This window comes from Flammeovirga kamogawensis (assembly GCF_018736065.1).
GTDB lineage: Bacteria > Bacteroidota > Bacteroidia > Cytophagales > Flammeovirgaceae > Flammeovirga > Flammeovirga kamogawensis.
Map to the genome: position 1 here is coordinate 1,750,645 of NZ_CP076128.1, position 20,304 is coordinate 1,770,948.

The 20,304-nt window shown below is 32.8% G+C and carries 12 protein-coding genes and 1 tRNA gene; 4 read left to right on the top strand and 9 right to left on the bottom strand.

The window, feature by feature from the left end; all coding sequences use genetic code 11:
* Positions 1 to 11: 11 nt before the first annotated feature.
* The 8 genes from KM029_RS06830 to KM029_RS06865 form a co-directional block, all read right to left on the bottom strand.
* Complete coding sequence (locus KM029_RS06830) at positions 12 to 2,369, bottom strand: glycoside hydrolase family 3 N-terminal domain-containing protein (protein ID WP_144072560.1); 2,358 nt, start codon at positions 2,367 to 2,369, stop codon at positions 12 to 14.
* A gap of 75 nt (positions 2,370 to 2,444) precedes the next feature.
* Complete coding sequence (locus KM029_RS06835; RefSeq protein WP_144072561.1) at positions 2,445 to 3,995, bottom strand: hypothetical protein; 1,551 nt, start codon at positions 3,993 to 3,995, stop codon at positions 2,445 to 2,447.
* A 25-nt stretch (positions 3,996 to 4,020) separates the two neighbouring features.
* The gene (locus tag KM029_RS06840) at positions 4,021 to 5,667 is read right to left on the bottom strand and encodes a RagB/SusD family nutrient uptake outer membrane protein (RefSeq protein WP_144072562.1); all 1,647 of its coding nucleotides are present in this window, start codon (positions 5,665 to 5,667) and stop codon (positions 4,021 to 4,023) included.
* 14 nt (positions 5,668 to 5,681) lie between these two features.
* Complete coding sequence (locus tag KM029_RS06845; protein WP_144072563.1) at positions 5,682 to 8,807, bottom strand: SusC/RagA family TonB-linked outer membrane protein; 3,126 nt, start codon at positions 8,805 to 8,807, stop codon at positions 5,682 to 5,684.
* 317 nt (positions 8,808 to 9,124) lie between these two features.
* A complete protein-coding gene (locus KM029_RS06850; protein ID WP_144072564.1) occupies positions 9,125 to 11,011 on the bottom strand; it encodes a 7TM diverse intracellular signaling domain-containing protein in 1,887 nt (628 codons plus the stop codon).
* Between the two features lie 119 nt (positions 11,012 to 11,130).
* Positions 11,131 to 11,457, bottom strand: coding sequence for a HesB/IscA family protein (locus KM029_RS06855; protein WP_144072565.1), 327 nt, complete (start codon positions 11,455 to 11,457; stop codon positions 11,131 to 11,133).
* 87 nt (positions 11,458 to 11,544) lie between these two features.
* On the bottom strand, positions 11,545 to 13,584 hold the full coding sequence (locus tag KM029_RS06860; RefSeq protein ID WP_144072566.1) for a M3 family metallopeptidase: 2,040 nt from the start codon (positions 13,582 to 13,584) through the stop codon (positions 11,545 to 11,547).
* 93 nt (positions 13,585 to 13,677) lie between these two features.
* The gene (locus tag KM029_RS06865) at positions 13,678 to 14,250 is read right to left on the bottom strand and encodes a YqgE/AlgH family protein (protein ID WP_144072567.1); all 573 of its coding nucleotides are present in this window, start codon (positions 14,248 to 14,250) and stop codon (positions 13,678 to 13,680) included.
* Positions 14,251 to 14,553: 303 nt separating this feature from the next.
* On the opposite strand from KM029_RS06865, the gene KM029_RS06870 reads away from it, so the two are divergent.
* The 4 genes from KM029_RS06870 to KM029_RS06885 all read left to right on the top strand — a co-directional run bounded on the left by KM029_RS06870 (position 14,554) and on the right by KM029_RS06885 (position 19,732).
* Positions 14,554 to 16,794, top strand: coding sequence for an ATP-dependent helicase (locus KM029_RS06870; RefSeq protein ID WP_144072568.1), 2,241 nt, complete (start codon positions 14,554 to 14,556; stop codon positions 16,792 to 16,794).
* 114 nt (positions 16,795 to 16,908) lie between these two features.
* Positions 16,909 to 18,015: a hypothetical protein gene (locus tag KM029_RS06875; protein ID WP_144072569.1), complete on the top strand. Its 1,107-nt coding sequence runs from the start codon at positions 16,909 to 16,911 to the stop codon at positions 18,013 to 18,015.
* 7 nt (positions 18,016 to 18,022) lie between these two features.
* Positions 18,023 to 19,024 (top strand): YpdA family putative bacillithiol disulfide reductase, encoded by a 1,002-nt coding sequence (locus KM029_RS06880; protein WP_144072570.1) that lies wholly within the window; start codon positions 18,023 to 18,025, stop codon positions 19,022 to 19,024.
* Positions 19,025 to 19,732 carry an SDR family NAD(P)-dependent oxidoreductase gene (locus KM029_RS06885; protein ID WP_144072571.1) on the top strand — a complete coding sequence of 236 codons (708 nt, stop codon included), beginning with the start codon at positions 19,025 to 19,027 and terminating at the stop codon, positions 19,730 to 19,732.
* Between the two features lie 69 nt (positions 19,733 to 19,801).
* On the opposite strand, the gene KM029_RS06890 is transcribed toward KM029_RS06885, so the two are convergent.
* Positions 19,802 to 19,874: transfer RNA gene (locus KM029_RS06890), tRNA-Gly, on the bottom strand.
* Positions 19,875 to 20,304 lie beyond the last annotated feature (430 nt).

Below are 20,304 nucleotides of genomic sequence, written 5' to 3' on the forward strand. Positions count from 1 at the left end.
AGTGTTTCTCTTTAGAATGAAACTGATTCAGAAACTTTAAATTCTGTTGATTGATCTCCAATCATTAATCTAAAATCTCCAGCTTCAACTATTTTTTTATTATCAGCTCCAATAAATGCCAAATCTTTTCCATTCAATTCAAACGTAACTACTTTTGATTCTCCTGGCTTAAGTGTGATTTTTTCAAATCTTCTTAACCTTTTATTGTCTGGCGTAATAGAAGCATAAAGGTCCTTTGTATACAATTGGACAACTTCTTTCCCTTCTACTTTCCCAGTGTTCTTTACAGTAACAGATACTGTAAAATCTGCATTTGGAAGAATTGATGCAGAAGAAATTTTAATATCTGAATACTGGTATGAAGTATAACTTAAACCAAATCCAAATGGATATTGGAATGGTAAAGATGAATTGTAATCATACATACCTTCCATTTTCTCAGAAGCTTCTGACGGCTTATGGTCATATGTTCCTAATGAGTTAGGATACATTGGGTATGAATAAGGTAATTTACCACTTGGATTTACATCACCTGATAAAATATCAGCTAAAGCATCTCCACCAAAATTACCCGGTAAATATGTATGTACAACTGCAGACATATCCCCTTCAAATTGAGAAATTAAACGAGGTCGTCCTTCATTTAATACCAATACTACAGGCTTTCCTGTTTTCGCAAGAGCTTCTGCTAACTTTCTTTGATTTTGTGAAATATACAAATCATGTAAGTTACCAGGAGTTTCTGTATATGTATTCTCTCCTAAACAAAGTAAGATTACATCAACTCCATCAGCTGCTTTTACTGCTGCATCAATATCAATATTTTGCTCTTCGTGATATAAACCATCATGCTTATATTCAACTCCAGAAGCAAATTTCACATTGTCTTTTCCAAATTCATTTTGAACAGACTCTAATATTGTGTTATAATCTTGGGCAAATTCTTCTGTTTTTTCACCTTGCCAAGAGTATGTCCACCCGCCGTTCAATGTACGCATTGAATTTGCATTAGGGCCTGTAACTAAAATTTTAGAATCTTTTGATAAAGGTAAAACACCCTTATCATTCTTTAATAAAGTGATCGATTCAGAAGCCGCGTTATAAGCAATTTGCTCATGCTCTTTGCTTCCAAATTTAGGATAATCTCCTTTTTTAGGAGCAGGCTTTTCGAATAAGCCTAATTCCATTTTCACTTTTAATATTCTTTTTACCGCATCGTCAATTCTTGACATTGGTACCTCACCTTCGTTCACTAACTCAATAAGGTAAGGAGCAAAATCGAAGTTATATGGAACCATCGACATGTCAATCCCTGCATTAATAGATTGTTTTACTGCTTCTTTATGCGATACAGCAACTTTATCTCTATTGTGTAGGTTTTCAATATCTGCCCAATCTGTAACTACTAAACCTTCAAAGCCTAATTCTTCTTTTAAAAGTTTAGTCAACATCTCATAACTAGCATGAACTGGCACTCCGTTAATAATTCCAGAATTAATCATGATAGTATGAGCTCCTGCATCAATTGCAGCTTTATACGATGGCAAATAATGCTCTCTTAATTCAATTTCTGGTAAATACGAAGGTGTTCTATCTTTACCAGAACGTTCGCTACCATAACCAATAAAGTGTTTGATACAAGCAGCTACTTTTGTTGGATCTGACAAATCATTGTCTTTTCCTTCGTACCCATCAATTGCAGCAATACCCATTTGAGATGTTAAATAAACATCTTCACCGTATGTTTCCCAAATACGTGGCCATGCTGGGTTTCTTCCCATATCTAAAACCGGTGAAAAATCCCAAGGAATTGAACTAGCTCTAGTTTCATAAGCAGTTACTGCAGACCCCTGACGGTTTAATTCAGGGTTCCATGTTGCCGCCATACCAATTTGTTGTGGAAAAAATGTTGCTCCAGCCGTATACGTAGTACCGTGAATTGCGTCTACACCATACAATACTGGAACTCCAATTTCTTTCATAGCTACCTTCTGAATTTGTGTAATGATTTCATTCCACTTTTCAGGAGTACGAGCTCTGTTATTGGCTGTATTTAATACAGAACCAATTTTATATTTTTTGATAGCTTCTTCAAGTAACTTTTTGTCAAGTTCTAAAGGCTCATCACTTACAAATACACTTTCTCCTTTGGTAATAACATCTAGAGTTATCTGAGTCATCTGCCCCACTTTTTCCTCTAAAGTTAACTGCATTAATATCTTATCTACTTTTTCTTCGATTGATAAGTTACTATTAACTACTATTTCAATATTCTCTTTTTGTTTCTGAGGAACTTCTGGCGAATTAAATCCATAAAGTACAGAACAAAGAGCCGCTGTTGCAAGTCCTTTTACAAAAATGTTTTTCATCGATTGATTATTCAAAAGGGAAATAAAAAATAGCTAGAAGAAGATTACCTCTTCTAGCTATTATATAATAAGTTTTTATTGTTCTAATCTAAAATCAGAGATGTAGAATGTACCAGGACGAGTATGTCCTTCACCACCAATTTGGATGATGATTTTGTCGTAGAAAGTGTTATTTATAGCAGGAACTGAATAACTCCAATCCTTATTAGCATCTGTATTGACAGTTTTGAAATCAAATGTAACTTCAATCCATTCACCACTTTCATCTCTACCTGTAGATTGATCAATAATATTATAACTAGATTCAGCACGTGTTCTCCAAGCCTCTTCATCTAAACTATTTTCTAATCTTAAAGCAACCGAAGATGACATAGCAACATCACCTAACCAATCTGGAGTACTTGCAGCTGGCGTAGCTGTAGTATAATCATTAGAAGGTAAGAAATAGATTTTCATTTTAAATACATTACGTGTACTTAAATCTAATCTAAAAGGAAGTTCAGCTTGATAATTTTGCCACCAACCAGCATCTCCTTCAGATTCTGTTCTCACATATCTACCTACATTTTCAGCATCATTTCCAGAAACATCAATATTTGGAAAACCTACTGTAAAATCTAAATCTGCATCTGTAACAAACGTAATATTTGATGAGTCTGCAAAATTATCATAAATATCTTTTACTTCTAGTGGTTTCTCTATTATTGGTGGCTCAACATCTGCTATTGCCTTAGGAGCAAAACCATAATACCAAGCATTACCATCTGCACCTATAGTTCTTAAATATAAATGCTCAGCAGTTAACTCGATAATCTCAAATTCTTTGCTATCACCAACATACCAACTTAAAAAAGCATCACCTTTTAACTCTAAAAACTTTTTACCATCTTTTTCTGTAATAGCCCATTTCCAATCTGTAGTGGTTAAATCAGTCGCAATATTAAAACCATCACCACCAGCATCAATTTTTACTGTACCACCATAGTTTGCCATAAAGAGATCTTTTGCAGCTGGTAATACATGTGAATCTCCATTATTATTTAAATCGTATTTAAAATTATAAAGATTAAAAGTTAACTCGTCATCATAGTGACCTAAAGTTGGTTTTTGATTTTTTGCTGATTTCCACCAATCAGGAGTTTGAGTTTCTACCGGTCCTAAACCATTATGTGCAATTACAAAACGCTCAAATTTCCAAACTTTACCATTAATAGAGTCTATACCCCCTGTTAAATTATTGAAATCTGGAGTATCCAAAAGTGAGAAATCAGTATTTTCTATTACAATCGCTTTTTCACTAGTTGCTTGTCCTCCTTTTGAGACAATAGTTAATGTAACTCTATAATTACCCGCTAATGCGAATGGAGCTGTTACAATATCACCTTTATCATTCCCTGTAGCTTCTTCAGTAGTATCATTTATAACACTATAATAATTCCAATATGCAATAGAACCAGGAGTAGTGTTTGTAAATTGAATGATGTTAGGATTGTCTGATGTAGGCTGCATAGTAAACGTTACATCATCAGATGTAGGAGCTGGTCCTACATCTGGTTTATCTTCCGTACAAGCAGTCATTCCTAAAAGAACAACTAAACTTAAGAATGAATATATATATTTTTTCATTGTCGTAAAATCTAAATAGTTGAGATTAGTAACCTGCGTTTTGCTTTAACATTGAGTGTAAATCAACTTCAACCTGTGGAATTGGTAAGAACCCTCTTTTTTCTACATCAAATGTTCTGTTATATGTCTCTGCAGTACCTATATCTCCAGTGAAATTATCTCCATTATCATTAATATAACTAGGATTATTATCAGTAGGAGGAGTTAAAACATAGTTTGTAACATCTAATTCTGAAGAAACATTTGACATTTGACCATTTGACCATCTCAATACATCAAAATATCTATGACCTTCTAATGCCAATTCTACTCTTCTTTCTAACTTAATATCATCTAAAGTAATTTGTGATTTAGAAGCTAACCCAGCTCTAGATCTAACTTGATTAAAATACCCTTCAGCTTTTCCTGCATCAGATGTTAAGTTTAATTCAGCAGCTAATAATAAAATATCTGCTAAACGAATATAGTGGTAATTTTGAGCCCAGTTCAATGCTGGTTCATTAGAAGCTAGATTCCATGCATGAGTTGTATATTTTCTCGAGTGCATTGATGTAAAATTATAATTAGCTACATAAACATCACCTTGCAAATCTATTAACTCTTTAGCATAAACAATTGTACCTGATTTACGAAGATCATTCGCCTCAAAAGAAGTCTCTAATTCTCTACTTGGAGACATGAAACCCCAACCATCAGCTAGTAACGTACTCGAATGACTTCTTGGTCCTGACATTTGAGCTAATATATTACCATAAGAATAATCACCCCAATCACCTGAACCAGTATTAGCAAAAGGAATTTCAAATAAAACTTCATTATTGTAATTACCACTTTGGTTGAAAAGATCTACATAATTAGTTGCCAAAGTAGTCCCTGAATTTGCAATAACATCATCTGCGATTGAAATAATATCAGATTTAGAAATTGCAGTACCACCTAAAACAGGTAATTCAGACTTATTATATACCCCTGTATAGAACATGAAAATTTTCACCAATTCTGCTTTTGCAGCAAACTGATTTAAACGCCCTTCTTCTCCTTCAGGAATTGCAGTTGCCATTAATGGAATAGCATCCATAATGTCTTTTGCAATTGTAGCATATGTATTGTCTACTGTAGATTGCTCTATTGATTTCCATTCATCACCTGTTAAAACAGTTGTAAATACTGGAATATTCTCAAATAGTCTAACTAATTCAAAATAATAATGAGCTCTCAAAAAAGTAGCCTCTCCTTTATATTGATCTTTAATATCTGATTCATTAGATGTAAAATCAATATTATCATAATTTGCTAAGAGAGTATTTGCTCTTTGAATACCTCCATAACATTTATTCCAAGCTGCTTGACCTGCTTCATTATTTGTTTGTGCCTGAAACTTACTCATTTGTTGAAAGTAAGCCATATCATTACCATCAGGAGAACCTCCAACGTAAGCATCATCTCCCATAGCCATATCAAACATTGGTGTACTGTTAGGAGCACCATTGTAATCTGAACGTAATTTCTCGTAGACACCTACTAATGCTTGTCTTGCTTCTGTAGAAGATCTGAAAAAAGTATCTGAAGTTTGAGCATTCGTTGGTTGAAGCTCTAAGTAATCTGCACAAGATGTCATTGATAATGAACCAAATACAAGACTACCTGCGATTAATATATGTTTAATTTTCATTATTGAATCAATTCTTAGAATGTAACATTTAAACCAAGTAGATAAGCTCTAGCTTGTGGGTATGAACCATTATCAAAACCTGTCCACGAACCTCCATGAGCTACTTCAGGATCCATTCCTGAGTAATCTGTAATAGTAATTAAATTGTTACCTGATACATAAACTCTTAATTTACTCATACCTGCCTTTTTTGATATTTGCTGAGGTAATGTATAACCGATTTGAAGGTTTTTCAATCTTAAATATGAAGCATCTTCAATGTGTACCATATCGTTTATCCTTGTGAAATTTTTATTTTGATCGGCATACGTAAAACGTGGGAATTCATTTGTTGTTCCTTCACCAGTCCAACGATCTAAATATCTTACAGGGTAATTTTGAACTTCTAACAGATCTGATGGACGAGTTGTACCATTTACTAACTTTCCACCAGCTTGACCTTGCCAAAACATTGAGAAATCAAAACCTTTGTAATCCATTCTTACATTAAGACCATACATCCATGAATGCACAGGGCTTCCAATATCAGTTCTATCATTAATATCAATTTTACCATCACCATTAATATCAACATATTTGATATCACCTGGTTGTGCTTCTGGTTGAATTGGATTACCTTCTTTAGCATGTGCATCAATATCTCCTTGATTTTGGAAGATACCATCCGTTTTGAAACCGTAGAAGTATGGTAGTGCGTGCCCTTCTTCCATCATTAACTGACCTTCAACCCCAAATAATCCAGGACCATAAACTTTACCGTCTCCATTTGCTATTTGAGTTACTTTATTATCATTGTATGATGCATTTGCGGTAATATCAAAATGGAAATCACCATCTCTCTTTGAATATGTAACAGATGCCTCTATTCCTTGATTTGTTACTGTTCCTAAGTTATATAAAGGCCCACCAACACCTGTGAAACCAGGTACAGGTTGTGTTCCTAATAAATCTTGACGTTCTCTTGAATAAACATCTAAAGTAGTTGTAATTTTATCGTCTAAAAAGCCAGCATCAATACCTACATTGATTTCTTCTGCTGCTTCCCATTTTAAATCTGGGTTAGACATTCTTGTAATACCATAACCTGGCACCATGTTTTGTGAAGTTCCGATTGGATAAGAAGGTGTGTTACCAAATAATTCTAAGTAACCAAATGAACCAATGTTCTCATTACCCACTCTACCCCAAGAAGCTCTCAGTTTTAAGAAGTTAACTACATCACTTGATTTTAGGAATTCTTCTTGCGAAAGAATCCAACCTGCTTGAACTGAAGGGAAGAAACCAAACTTGTTGTTAGGTCCAAAGTTAGATGAACCATCATAACGAGCTGTAGCACTTAAAAGATATTTATCTTTATAATCATAACCTACTTTACCAAAGAATGAAACAAGACGGTGTTCCCAATTACTACCCCAAGCTTTTTGAGTATCATTATCTGCTCCGTTAGATACCCATGCATTTTCCCAGCCAGGTATTTGCAAATCATTTCTAGCAGAACCTTGATCTCTTCCTGAGCTATTACGTAATGTAGTACCTGCTAAGAAATTTAATTTATGACCTTCTCCAAGATCCAAATCATAAGTTAATACATTCTCCCATTGGAATGTTAAATAATTGCCAGCTTGTTGATTTATACCTGAAGTCGCTGTTTTAGCTACATCATTATAATAAGCTTCTGGATTATAATTTCTATTATACCAGTTACCTACATCAATACCAGCATCTGTTCTAAAACGTAAGCCTTTGATTCCTGGAGTGACTTCTATAAAGATATTACCTAAAAATTTATTACTAGCATCCTCACTATAAGTATTATTTATTCTAGCCATTGGGTTAGTAATCTCTCTTAATTCTTGATCAGAAATAGCATAGTAACGACCATTCTTATTAGCTGGCTTAATAGCAAAAGTATCATACAAAGCAATTACAGCTGGATCATCTTGCCATACTGTTGTTAATGGATCATGCAATAATGCATTCTGTAAAACACCTCCGAACTGGTTTTGCTCATTAATACCTGCCTTTTCTTCTCTAGAGAAAGTAATATTTGAACCAGCTTTAAAATATTCTGAAATCTTATGAGATGAATTTAATCGAACTGTATACCTGTCAAAATTTGATTTCTCAGGTGCTACAATACCTTTTTGACCAAAATAGCCAACAGACGCCATAAATTGAGAATTTTCAGTACCACCTGTCATTTGAACATTATGGCTTTGAATTGGTGCTGATTTGAACATTTCATCTTGCCAATTAGTATCAGTCTGGTTATTTGCCATATCATCTGAAGAGAATCTAGGATTCTTACCACCATTTATAGCACCTTCATTATGAAACATCATGTATTCATTTGCATTCATAACAGGAGTTTTTCTCCAAGGCTCTTGAACACCATAGTAACCATCGTAAGAAACGATTGTTCTTCCTTCTTTACCTTTTTTAGTTGAAACTAAAACTACACCGTTTGCTCCACGTGAACCATAAATAGCTGCAGAAGCTGCATCTTTTAATACTTCAATAGATTCAATATCATTTGGGTTTAGAAAATTGATGTTGTCCATTTGAACTCCGTCAACTACGTATAACGGAGAGTTAGAACCGTTAGAACCTGTACCACGAACACGAATGTCAATACCTGCACCTGGCTGACCTGATACTGGAGTAACAAGTACACCTGGTGTTTTACCTTGTAATGATTGTGCTGCGTTTTGTACTGGAGTTTGCGTAATATCTTCAGATTTAACTGATGCAATTGCACCTGTTACAACTGATTTCTTTTGTACTTGATAACCTACAACAACAACTTCTTCAAGTTGCTCTACGTCCTCATCTAGCTTTACATTAAATGTAGTTTGCTGACCTATTACTACTGTTTTTGCAGTGTAACCAATAAAAGAGAAGATAATTTCTGTAGCGTCTGCATCTAATGATAATTTAAACTGACCATCAAAATCTGTGATAGTACCAGTAGATGAACCTTTAATTTTAACGTTAACACCTGGTAGGGCGCTTCCATCTTTAGAGTCTGTAATTGTACCAGACACGATTCGTTCTTGGGCAGAGACTAAGCCCGCCGACATAAACAACAGCATACCTAAAAACAAGGCTACTAGTTGTTTTGATTGTAGAAGTAATTTCATTTCAAAAAATTAAAATGCGATAGAATAGATTTAAATAAGTTAAGCGATAATTTCCTTATTTTTTCACTATAAAAAATGTAGTTAATACTTGACGTCGTGTATTCTTTACATTTCAAACTTCAACTTATTCTTTCAAAATCACAAATTCAGCAGTGATTAGTCCAAAAAAAAATATCACTTAAAAAAAATAGAAATTCATCACTGTAAATCAGATAGTTACAGATAAAGCGTACTGAATACACTAAGATTTATTATCACTTAAAAAAATGTAATTTTAACATTAAAATGCATAACAAATCTAAAAATAGACAACCTTTCTAGTTTAAAATAAGCTCTTCCCAACCTTTTTGTTTCAGTAAATCTTCAGAACCTAGTGCCTCTTTTTTCAATTCCATAGACTCTTTAATCTTCTTGGAGAACTTCCAACATGTATTCTGTCTCATCTCTAGTATCTCAGAAAGTTTAGTTGAAGAAATATCTCCATCTTTAGAGAAAACAATGAACACCATATAGAATGCTTTTTGAATAGGGAAATGTAATCTATGAAACAAAGTACCAGAAGTAACAGATTCATTATAATTACATTTTTTACATCTTCTAGAATTCACTCCAGTTCCTTTAGCGTAGTCTGTTCCTCCACATTTTTTACACGTGAATCCTTCTTTCCATTTAATTTCTTCTAAATAATTGTAGCACATCTCATCAGAAGGAAACATTTTTTCAAACTCTTCAAAAGTTACTTCTTGCATTAAAACCCTTGCTGTTTCTAAATGCCCTACATCTTCTATAAGTTGTTCGTTTTCTACGGTAAGCTTTTTATTTAGGCTTTGAATCTGTAATCGTTGCTTGTTTAATTCATCGTTTACCCATTCAAGTTCTTTGTTTTTTATATCAATTACTTCTTTCTGTTTTGCTATCTCATTTGTACGCTCTATTACTTTATCTTCAATTACTTTTTCTCGTACTTTTAAATCTTCAATTAATTGATGTTGCACTTTCTCCTTTTCTTCTTTCAGAACTTTAAATTTTTCAAACTGAGAAAGCGTCATAAATAGGCCTGTTAAAAGGAGACCTAGATTAAATGCATAAACAATAATTATATTATCAGAAATAAAGATTCCATAAACACGTAATACTTGAAGTGTAAGCCCCGAAATAATTACAACGTAACCAATAAGGAAATAAGTAATTTTAGTTTCCTCTCTTCTTATATCTTTAAGTAAATAGATAAAAATTGCTATAAATGGAATTAGGAAAGTAGGTAAAGACCAAATAGACTCATTTATTCCTTTAAAAATTAAAAAGTAAAGTGCGTTAACTATAGTAATAGCCCAAATAGACATATAAGCATTAAAATACTTATCACGCATCTTTAAAAAGTGGGTTGATAAAAGAACAATCGAAAGCATACTTAACGTGGAAGCATACTTCATTAATAAATAATTTAATTCCGGATAGTTTACAAATAAGTATTGAGAACCTAGATTATCTTCTGTTAAACCTACAAGGATACTTGTTAAGAGAAAACCAACAAGATAAATCAAGGTTTTTTCTCCAATACTAAAATAAAGAAGTATACTTGATAAAATCAGACAGATTAAAATTCCATAATAAAGTCCCAATAATAAATATTCTGTATTTGAATAAGAGAGAAAAGTATTGACTTTACTTAATTTATAAAAGAGAACATTCCTAAATTTCGATTCATATTTTAAGTAAATGGTTACAACCTCTCCATTATTAACATTAATATTATCTATTGGGAATATTATGTTTTTATGTTGATACTTTCGTTTAGAAAACTTATGATCATAACCTGCAGCTTCTAAATAAACGGTAGGTCTGCCATCTACACTCATAAATGCTGTTACACTTCCTAAGTGACTATCTGGAATTTCAAATAACCATCTATCTTTTGATAATGCATTTCCAGTTAATTGTACTTTCACCCAAAAAAACTCTGCCTCATCAGACAAAAATATCATGTCTTTAGACATAGATTCAAATTTCAAAGAGTCAGCAATTACTTGCTTTAATGTCATTGTATTTGAAGGGTCTTTTAAAACCAAAATAGAAGAAGAGGGTATAAATACCTTTTGCTGTAACATAGGTATTTCAACAATATTATTAGTGTTCTCTGCTTTTAATACGGTAGATAGAACACAAATAAAAACAATTGATAGTTTTATAAAGGATAGTTTCATTTTTTAAATAAATGATTGGGACAAAAAAGTATTTACACAACAGGTCTATTTTTTCGAAAACGGTAGTGATAAAAAAAGCTGTCTCACTTCTGAAACAGCTTTTTTGATAATTTTTTAAATTAAATTGAAAAGCTTTCGCCACATCCACACGTTCTACTAGCATTCGGGTTTACAAATTGAAACCCTTTGCCGTTTAAACCGTCTGAAAAATCTAAAGTTGTTCCGGCTAAATAAAGTAAACTCTTTTTGTCTACGAATATTTTAACCCCTTTATCTTCAAATATATCATCAGTATCTTTTGTTTCTGCATCGAATGATAGATCGTACATTAAACCTGAACAACCACCACCTTTAACAGATACACGAACATTCTGATCGTCACTCCTGCCTTCAGCTTCTCTTAAATCAATTATGCGCTTTGCAGCTTCATCTGTTACTTGAATCATAATTTATATCTTTAGAATAAAGAATTACTCTTTATTTGTTTAAACAATTTTTGTAATATCTGCAAAGATACTACATTTTTTTCAAAACTACTTCAATAAACCCGCTCTTCTTAACAAAGCATCTACTTTTGGTTCTTGTCCTCTAAAGCGTTTATAAAGAACCATTGGGTCTTCAATCCCTCCTCTTGATAACACATTTTCTTTAAAACTGTTTGCTGTTTCTTTATCAAAAATGCCTTTTTCTTTAAAAAGTTCGAATGCGTCAGCATCTAACACCTCTGCCCACTTATAAGAATAATAGCCCGCAGCATATCCTCCTTGGAAAATATGAGAAAATGCTACACTCATGTTCACTCCTTCTACTTTTGGTAATGCTTTTATTGATGTTGAAGACATTGCCATTTCTTCAAATTGAGAAACATCAGCTACTTTTCCGTCTGCTAATCTATGATAAGACATATCTAACAAACCAAAACTTACTTGTCTTAGTGTTTGATAACCTTCTAAGAAAGTAGCTGCTGCTTTAATTTTATCAATCATCTCTTGAGGGATCGCCTCTCCTGTTTCGTAGTGTTTTGCAAACATATCTAATGTTTCTCTTTCAAAACACCAATTTTCTAACACTTGAGAAGGTAATTCTACAAAATCCCAAAATACAGACGTTCCCGTTAAGCTTTCGTAACGTCCTTCTGCCAACATACCGTGTAATGCATGGCCAAATTCATGAAATAGAGTTGTTACTTCATTAAAGGTTAATAACGAAGGTTTTGTTTCAGTTGGTTTTGTAAAATTACAAACAATAGAGACGTGAGGACGTTGCTCTTTTCCATTAACAAAAGATTGGCCTCTAAACGACGTCATCCAAGCACCACCTCTTTTTTCTGCTCTAGGGAAGAAATCTGCATAAAAAACAGATATATGACGACCATTTTCGTCCGTTACTTCATAAGTAACGACATCTTCATGATAGACTTCAATGTCTTCACGTTTTTTAAATGATAAACCATATAATTTTTGAGCCACATCAAATACTCCCTGCAAAACATTTTCTAATTTAAAATAAGGTTTTAATGCCTCATCATCTATTGCAAAACGTTCTTTCTTCAATTTTTCTGACCAAAATCCCCAATCCCAACGTTCTACTTCTTCAGCACCTTGAGCTTTTGCATAAGCAATAACATCTTCTACTTCTTTTTCTGCAGCTGGGTGTGCTTTTGCTTGTAAATCATTCAAGAAATCAATCACTGCATCTGGAGAAGGTGCCATTCTTTTTTCTAAAACATAATCTGCATAAGAATCAAACCCTAAAATTTTAGCTTTATGATTTCTAAGTAAAACAATCTCTCTTACTGTTTCTTGATTATCATTTTCTCCACCATCAAAACACCTAGAACCAAACGCTCTAAACATTTTTTCTCTTAACGCTCTATTTTCAGCGTAAGTCATAAATGGAATATAACTTGGATATTGAAGTGTAAACACCCATTTCCCTTCTTCTCCAACTTCTTTAGCTGTCATTGCCGCTGCTTCTTTTACAGCTTCAGGTAAACCAGCCAATTCATTTTCATCTTCAACAACCATCTGAAAAGCATTTGTTGCAGCTAAAACGTGCTCTCCAAATGTTAATGATAATGTTGATAATTTTAAATCTACTTCTCTTAGTTTATCTTTTTCTTCAGCAGATAATTCAGCTCCGTTTAAAGTAAAATCTTTATATGTTTTTTCTAATAATCGAGCATCTTCAACAGATAAATCTAAAACTTCTTTTTGCTTATAAATTGATTGAACTTTACTAAAAATCTTATCATTTAATAAAATATCATTGGATAAAGCACTTAATTTTGGCGAAACTTGTTGGGCAATTTCTTGAATTTTCTCGTTAGTTTGAGCCGAATTCAAATTAAAAAATATACCACTAACTTTCCCTAAAAGATCAGAACAATGCTCTAATGTTACAATTGTATTTTCAAAAGTTGGAAAGTCAATACTTTCTTCAATTTTCTTAATATTTTCATGTGCTTCCTCTATGGCTTTATCAAAAGCAGGAATAAAATGCTCTTCTTTAATTTCGCTAAAAGGGGCCGTTCCAAAAACACCTTTAAATGACTGTAATAATGGATTACTCATCTTTATTTTATTTGTTTTATTAGTTATCAAAAAGATAGCCTTTAACTTTTTAAGCTAAAGGCTATACAATATCGTTGTATCAATAATAAAAATCTAATTCAAACGTAAATTCTTTGCAGCATTGGCAAATACTTTATACTTCCCACCCATCTCCTGGAGGGTTTCTTTCCATAAATCGTCTGCTGGTTGTTCTAAAATTCCTTTTAATCTTGCATTAGAAACTACCCAAGAATTTTCTTTAAGTTCTGTTCTCAATTGATGATCAGTCCAACCTGCATAGCCCATAAAAAACCTGCAGTTTGTATCTGTTAATTTACCTTGAGCATTTAAAGCTTGAATTTCTTCATAATTACCACCCCAATAAAGTCCATCTTTTAACGGAACCGTATTTGTGATATCTTTAAATTTATGAATATAATGAAGTGTATCTTGTTCTACAGGACCACCTACATAAATTGGACTATCTATTGAAAGTCGGCTTTCGACTTCTTCTATCGTAACCATTGATGGCTTATTAATAATAAGGCCAAAGGAACCCTTTTCCTCATCGTGTTGACACATGAGAATGACTGCACGACCAAAATGCTGATCTTTTAAGAATGGTTCGGAGAGTAATAAATCTCCACTTTCGATAGGACGTTGTCCAAAATTGATACTGAAATCCATAACAAAATCGTTTTCTAACTCAACATCGTTACTTTGATAAATAATTAAACTGATTTTCTTTTAAGAAATTTTAATAACCTTAATTTCAAAATATCATTGTGAAAAGCAAAAATATTTGACGAAAAATTAGAAATGTACTATCATTTTCTATCAAAAAACCAACTATTATCATTTTTAGAAGTTATAACTGTCTACTGTTGGAAAATGTTTGCGTAACTTTTTAACGAAAAATGCCAAATTGTATAAAAAAGTAACAAACTGATTGTAAATTGGCATCTCATAATTGGAGAGATATAAGAGAAGATGGATTATTTAGAAGGATTAAACCCACCTCAGCGTGAAGCTGTAGTAAATATGGAAGGCCCTATGATGATTATTGCAGGTGCCGGCTCTGGAAAAACAAGAGTTTTAACATATAAAATTGCTCACCTGATAGCAAATGGTATCGAACCATTTCAAATATTATCACTCACATTTACAAATAAAGCTTCTAGAGAAATGAAGGAGCGTATTGTTGATGCTGTAGGTGATGAGGCTAAAAACCTATGGATGGGTACTTTCCACTCTGTTTTTGCTAAAATTCTACGCTTCGAAGCTGATAAATTAGGGTATCAATCCAATTTCACAATTTATGATTCAGAAGATGCCAAATCCGTTATTAAAGGTGTGGTGAAAGATTATAAATTAGATGATAAACTATACAAACCCAATGTGGTGCTAAGTAGAATTTCATCAGCAAAAAACAACCTGATTTCGTGGCGTTCTTATGAAGCCAATAATGATATGCGCCTTGAAGATGAAGCACAAGGTCGTCCAAAAATATTTGAAATATATAAGGAATATGCAATTCGTTGCTTTAGAGCAAATGCAATGGATTTTGATGACCTTCTTTTCAATACAAATGTACTTTTCCATCAGCACTTAGATGTTCTGAACAAATATCAGCATAAATTTAAGTTTGTAATGATTGATGAGTTTCAGGATACCAATATCTCCCAATATTATATCACTCGTAAACTAGCAGCCAAAAATAGAAACATTTGTGTTGTTGGTGATGATGCCCAATCAATTTATGCATTTAGAGGTGCTAATATTCAGAATATCTTAAATTTTGAGAAAGATTATCCAGAATTAAAAGTCATTAAACTCGAGCAAAATTACCGTTCTACTCAAACAATTGTAGAAGCTGCGAACTCGGTAATTAAGCACAATAAAAATCAACTTGAAAAAAGTACTTTTACTCAAAATGGAATTGGTGACAGAATAGAAGTTATTCGTTCAGGATCTGATTTAGACGAAGCAAAGGCTGTTGCACAAAGTATTCAAACAGCAATTATGAGGGATCGTATTCACCCTCAAGATATTGCTATTTTATACCGTACCAATTCGCAATCTAGAGCACTCGAAGAAGCCCTAGTTAAGTTATCTATTAAAGCACAAATATTTGGTGGACTATCCTTCTACCAGAGAAAAGAAATTAAGGACATGGTTGCTTACCTAAAGTTTGTAACTAACCCTAAAGACGAAGAAGCTTTTAAACGTGTTATCAATTACCCGAAAAGAGGAATTGGACCAACAACTGTAAACAATTTATTTGTAAAAGCAGCTGAAAATAAATTGGGTATTTGGGATGTTGTATCTAACATCAGACGCTTTTTTGGTGGTAGAATAGCAACTCAAGTAGAAAACTTTGCCAACATGATCAAGGTTTTCCAAATGCAAGCAGAGCAAAAAAATGCTTTTGAGGTAGCTTCATTTATTGCCAAAGGTTCTGGTATACTACGTGAGTTATATGAAGATAAAACTCCAGAAGGAAAAAATAGATACGACAACCTTCAAGAACTTCTTAATGGTATTCAAGGTTTCTCAGATGATCCCTCAAAAGAAGACAAAAGCTTGGTGACTTATTTAGAGGAGATTTCATTAATTACATCTTCAGAAAAAGAAGATATGAGTGATGCAATTACACTTATGACGATCCATATGTCAAAGGGTCTTGAATTTGATTACTGTTACATTGTTGGTATGGAAGAGAATCTATTTCCTTCTCAGATGATGTTAGAAACTAGAGAAGATTTAGAAGAAGAAAGAAGATTATTTTATGTAGCAATTACACGTGCTAAAGTAAAAGTATTCTTAACATATGCATTACAGCGTTATAGATTTGGAAAGCAAATATCTTGCGAACCAAGTAGATTTATTGATGAAATTGCTCCTCAATATATCAGCATGAAAAGAAATTCTATTAGTGATGATCTTGGTCCTGGAAACACGCCTGGTTTTTCTAATTACCGTTCTTTGCGTCAAGCTCCTTCTAATTTTATAAAAAAAGCAGTAAAGCCAAAAGACGACAGACCTTTTGTACCATCAAAAGCAGATGATTTATCTGTTGGACTCACGGTTAGACACATGAAATTTGGCGATGGAAAAGTTGTCAAAATTTCTGAAGAGGGATTAGATAAAAGAGCCGATATTCAATTTGAAGAGGTAGGTAAAAAAACATTAATATTAACTTTTGCTAAATTGATGATCATTGAAGATTAACCATCTTTATAGTTAAGATATATATTGTACTATTTATAAAAAGAGACGTTATATTTTTAACGTCTCTTTTTGTTTGTAACTTCACTTAAAAGAGACACATCATACAATTGTAATATGAAAACATATTTACTAAGTATTCTAACATACCTACTACTCGGTACTGCTTGTTTTGCACAAGAAGACATTACCGCTCCTCCTTATTTTTTAGAATTTATGGAGAAGAACCCAAAAAAATTTCACTTAACATATTATGATAATCTCGGAAGGTTAATCAAATGGCAAGACAATGAGCTTTCTTCGGTTGGAGGAATGGTGTATTGGTTGTATGCTTTAGAATATGTAAGACAGATTGAAAACGGCAATTTTTCTCCAACAGAAAGGGTTCCTTTAAAAGAAATATCAAAGTTTGATGCCAATAGTAACAAGATGACAATTTGGTCAGACTACTTAAATCAGACAAGAAGATTATTGAATAATAAGGTTAGAATGAGAGAAATTGTAAGCGGTTTACTCACGTTTACTAACGATGCCAACGGAGATTATTTAATGACTCGTTTAGGTGTAGATTCTCTATCTTCTGCTGTTCAAACTTTTAAAATGTATAATACAACAGCACTATTCCCTATTTCTTCTGCAATAATTTATGCACATAATCCATTTCAGGAAGATGAAACTACTTTTATAAATAGAGTGAATAACGAAAATCTTAATGAGTTTAGGGCACATACATTTTCTATGTACGATACTTTAATTAATGATCACTCCGGATTAGTTAAAAGTAGTTTTAGGTTTCGCTCTGATAAACATAAAAAATACGCAACATTATTAACAGATAGACTACCAATGGGTATTGTTTCCGATTATAATTTATTACTTCAGAAAATAAACGAAAGAACTATTTTTGAAGGAAACATGGCTACAGAATGGGAAAAAGCTGTAGAGGCTCCTTTAATGACTTCTAAAATAATTCAGGAACATTACAAACACTGTGGTCGTTTAGTCTACTCTACTGTAAATTCTGTATCAATTACATTGTATGGTACTTTTAAAGATGGTAGAAGAGTACAAATGTCGGCTACTTTTGATAACCTTACTGAGACAGAACATATCGACCTTGCACTTTCTATAAACGATTTTGGGTTCTCTATGCTCGAAAACAAAGAGTACATGGAACAGGTTAAACGTAAAATCGATTTAATCAAAATGAAGGAAAAAAAATAATTGAATAATGTCAACAATCTATGATACATTAATTATCGGAGGCGGACCTATTGGTTTAGCTTGTGGTATAGAAGCTAAGAAAAAAGGGTTATCCCATATTATTTTAGAAAAAGGATGCCTTGTTAATTCTTTATTTAATTATCCTGTTAATATGACTTTTTTCTCCACTTCAGAGAAATTAGAAATTGGAGGAGCTCCTTTTGTATCTAACAATCATAGACCAATAAGAAGAGAAGCTTTAGAATATTATAGACGAGTACAAACTACTTGGAATCTTAATGTTCACCTTTTTGAAGAAGTTATTAATGTTCAAAAAGAAAACAATAACGATGCATTATTTACAATTTCGACCTCAAAGGGTTCTTATCTTGCTAAAACTATAGTTGTTGCCACTGGCTTTTATGATATTCCAAACTTAATGAATATCCCAGGTGAAGAACTACAAAAGGTAAAGCATTATTACGATGATCCTCACCTATACGCCTTTACAGATGTTACTGTAATTGGAGGTGCAAATTCTGCAATTGATGCTGCACTTGAAACCTATAGAAAAGGTGCAAATGTAACATTAGTTATTAAAGATGCTGAAATAAGCGACAGAGTAAAATATTGGGTGAAGCCAGATATTGAAAATAGAATTAAGGAAGGAAGTATTAAGTGCTACTTCCAAAGTCGTGTTACTGATATCACTGCAAAAACAGTAACTATTCAATCTATCCAAAATGACGATGAGGTTGTTATATCAAATGATTTTGTTTTAGCCATGACAGGGTATCAACCTAACTTTAAATTCCTGTCAAAAATTGGTATTCAATTATCTGATGATGCGTTAAAAAAACCATTTTATAATGACGAAACGCATGAGAGCAATATTGAAAACCTTTATCTGGCAGGCGTTGTATGCGGTGGCATGAAAACAAACTCTTGGTTTATTGAAAACTCAAGGGTTCATGCTGAAATGATTTATCAAAATATTGAAGAAAAATTAAAAAATAAAACGGCAATTTAAATGAGTAATATATTTATTTCAGGTACAAGCAGGGGACTCGGTTATGGGTTTGCAGAATACTTTTTAGATAAAAGTGATGATGTTTATGGAATTAGTCGTTCTTCAAATGACGTGTTAAATGCTTTTGATAAGTTTCATTACAACGAAGTTGACCTTACTAAATTAGCTGAAATTGAAAGTAAAGTTACCGCTGCTTTAGAAGGTGTAACCAAAATTCAATTAGTGATACTAAACGCTGGTGTACTCGGTAAAATAGAAAGTATGGAAGATGCTTCTATAGAAGAAATGAATGAGGTATTAAATGTAAATCTTTGGGCCAATAAATTAATACTTGATGCCATTTTTAAGCAAGGCATTAAAGTAAATCAAGTAATTGCTATTTCTTCGGGAGCATCAATAAATGGAAACAAAGGCTGGTCGGGCTATTCTATTTCCAAAGCTGCTTTAAACATGATGGTAAAGTTGTATGCAGTAGAGCAAACAAAAACACACTTTACAGCATTAGCTCCTGGCCTTATAGACACCACAATGCAAGATTACCTATGTAATGTAAATAGTGCTGAGTTTCCTAGCGTTGGTAGGTTAAAAGACGCAAGAGGAACAGATGCAATGCCTAAGCCTTTAGAAGCCGCAAAACATATTGCCGATATTTTCCCTGCATTACTTTTAATGCCATCAGGAAACTACCAAGACGTTAGAAAACTATAGACATAAAAAAAAGGCACGTAAAACATGCCTTCTTTTTCGCTATTTCTCATTGCTACTTTCTACTATGAGAGCGAAAAACGGGGTTCGAACCCGCGACCTCAACCTTGGCAAGGTTGCGCTCTACCAGCTGAGCTATTTTCGCTTATAAACAACATCTAAATCATTACATAACCTCGATGTCATTACAATAATACAAACTACATATTCGTAATTCTAGTATTTTCAATTGATGAATTGCTAACAAATTTAAATTCGAGTAAAAAAACAACTCAAATCACTAAAAAACAATGCATTACAACCTTTTTTAAGGAATGTGAAAAATGTTTAATATTTGTAATAAATAGTAAACAAATGCAACTCATAACATATACCATAAAAACAGTTAAGTGATTTTTTAGAATGAATGAAAATTTATCAAAAAATTCCACAAAAATTTTCATATTTTTTTAAGTAATCAGTGTTGTGAGAACAAAATAATTACTTTTAAAATAAGATATGTTAAAAGCTAAATAAACTGTAAAACATTCGTTTTATTTGCAACAAGTTGATTTATGAATCACTTACTTTAAAAA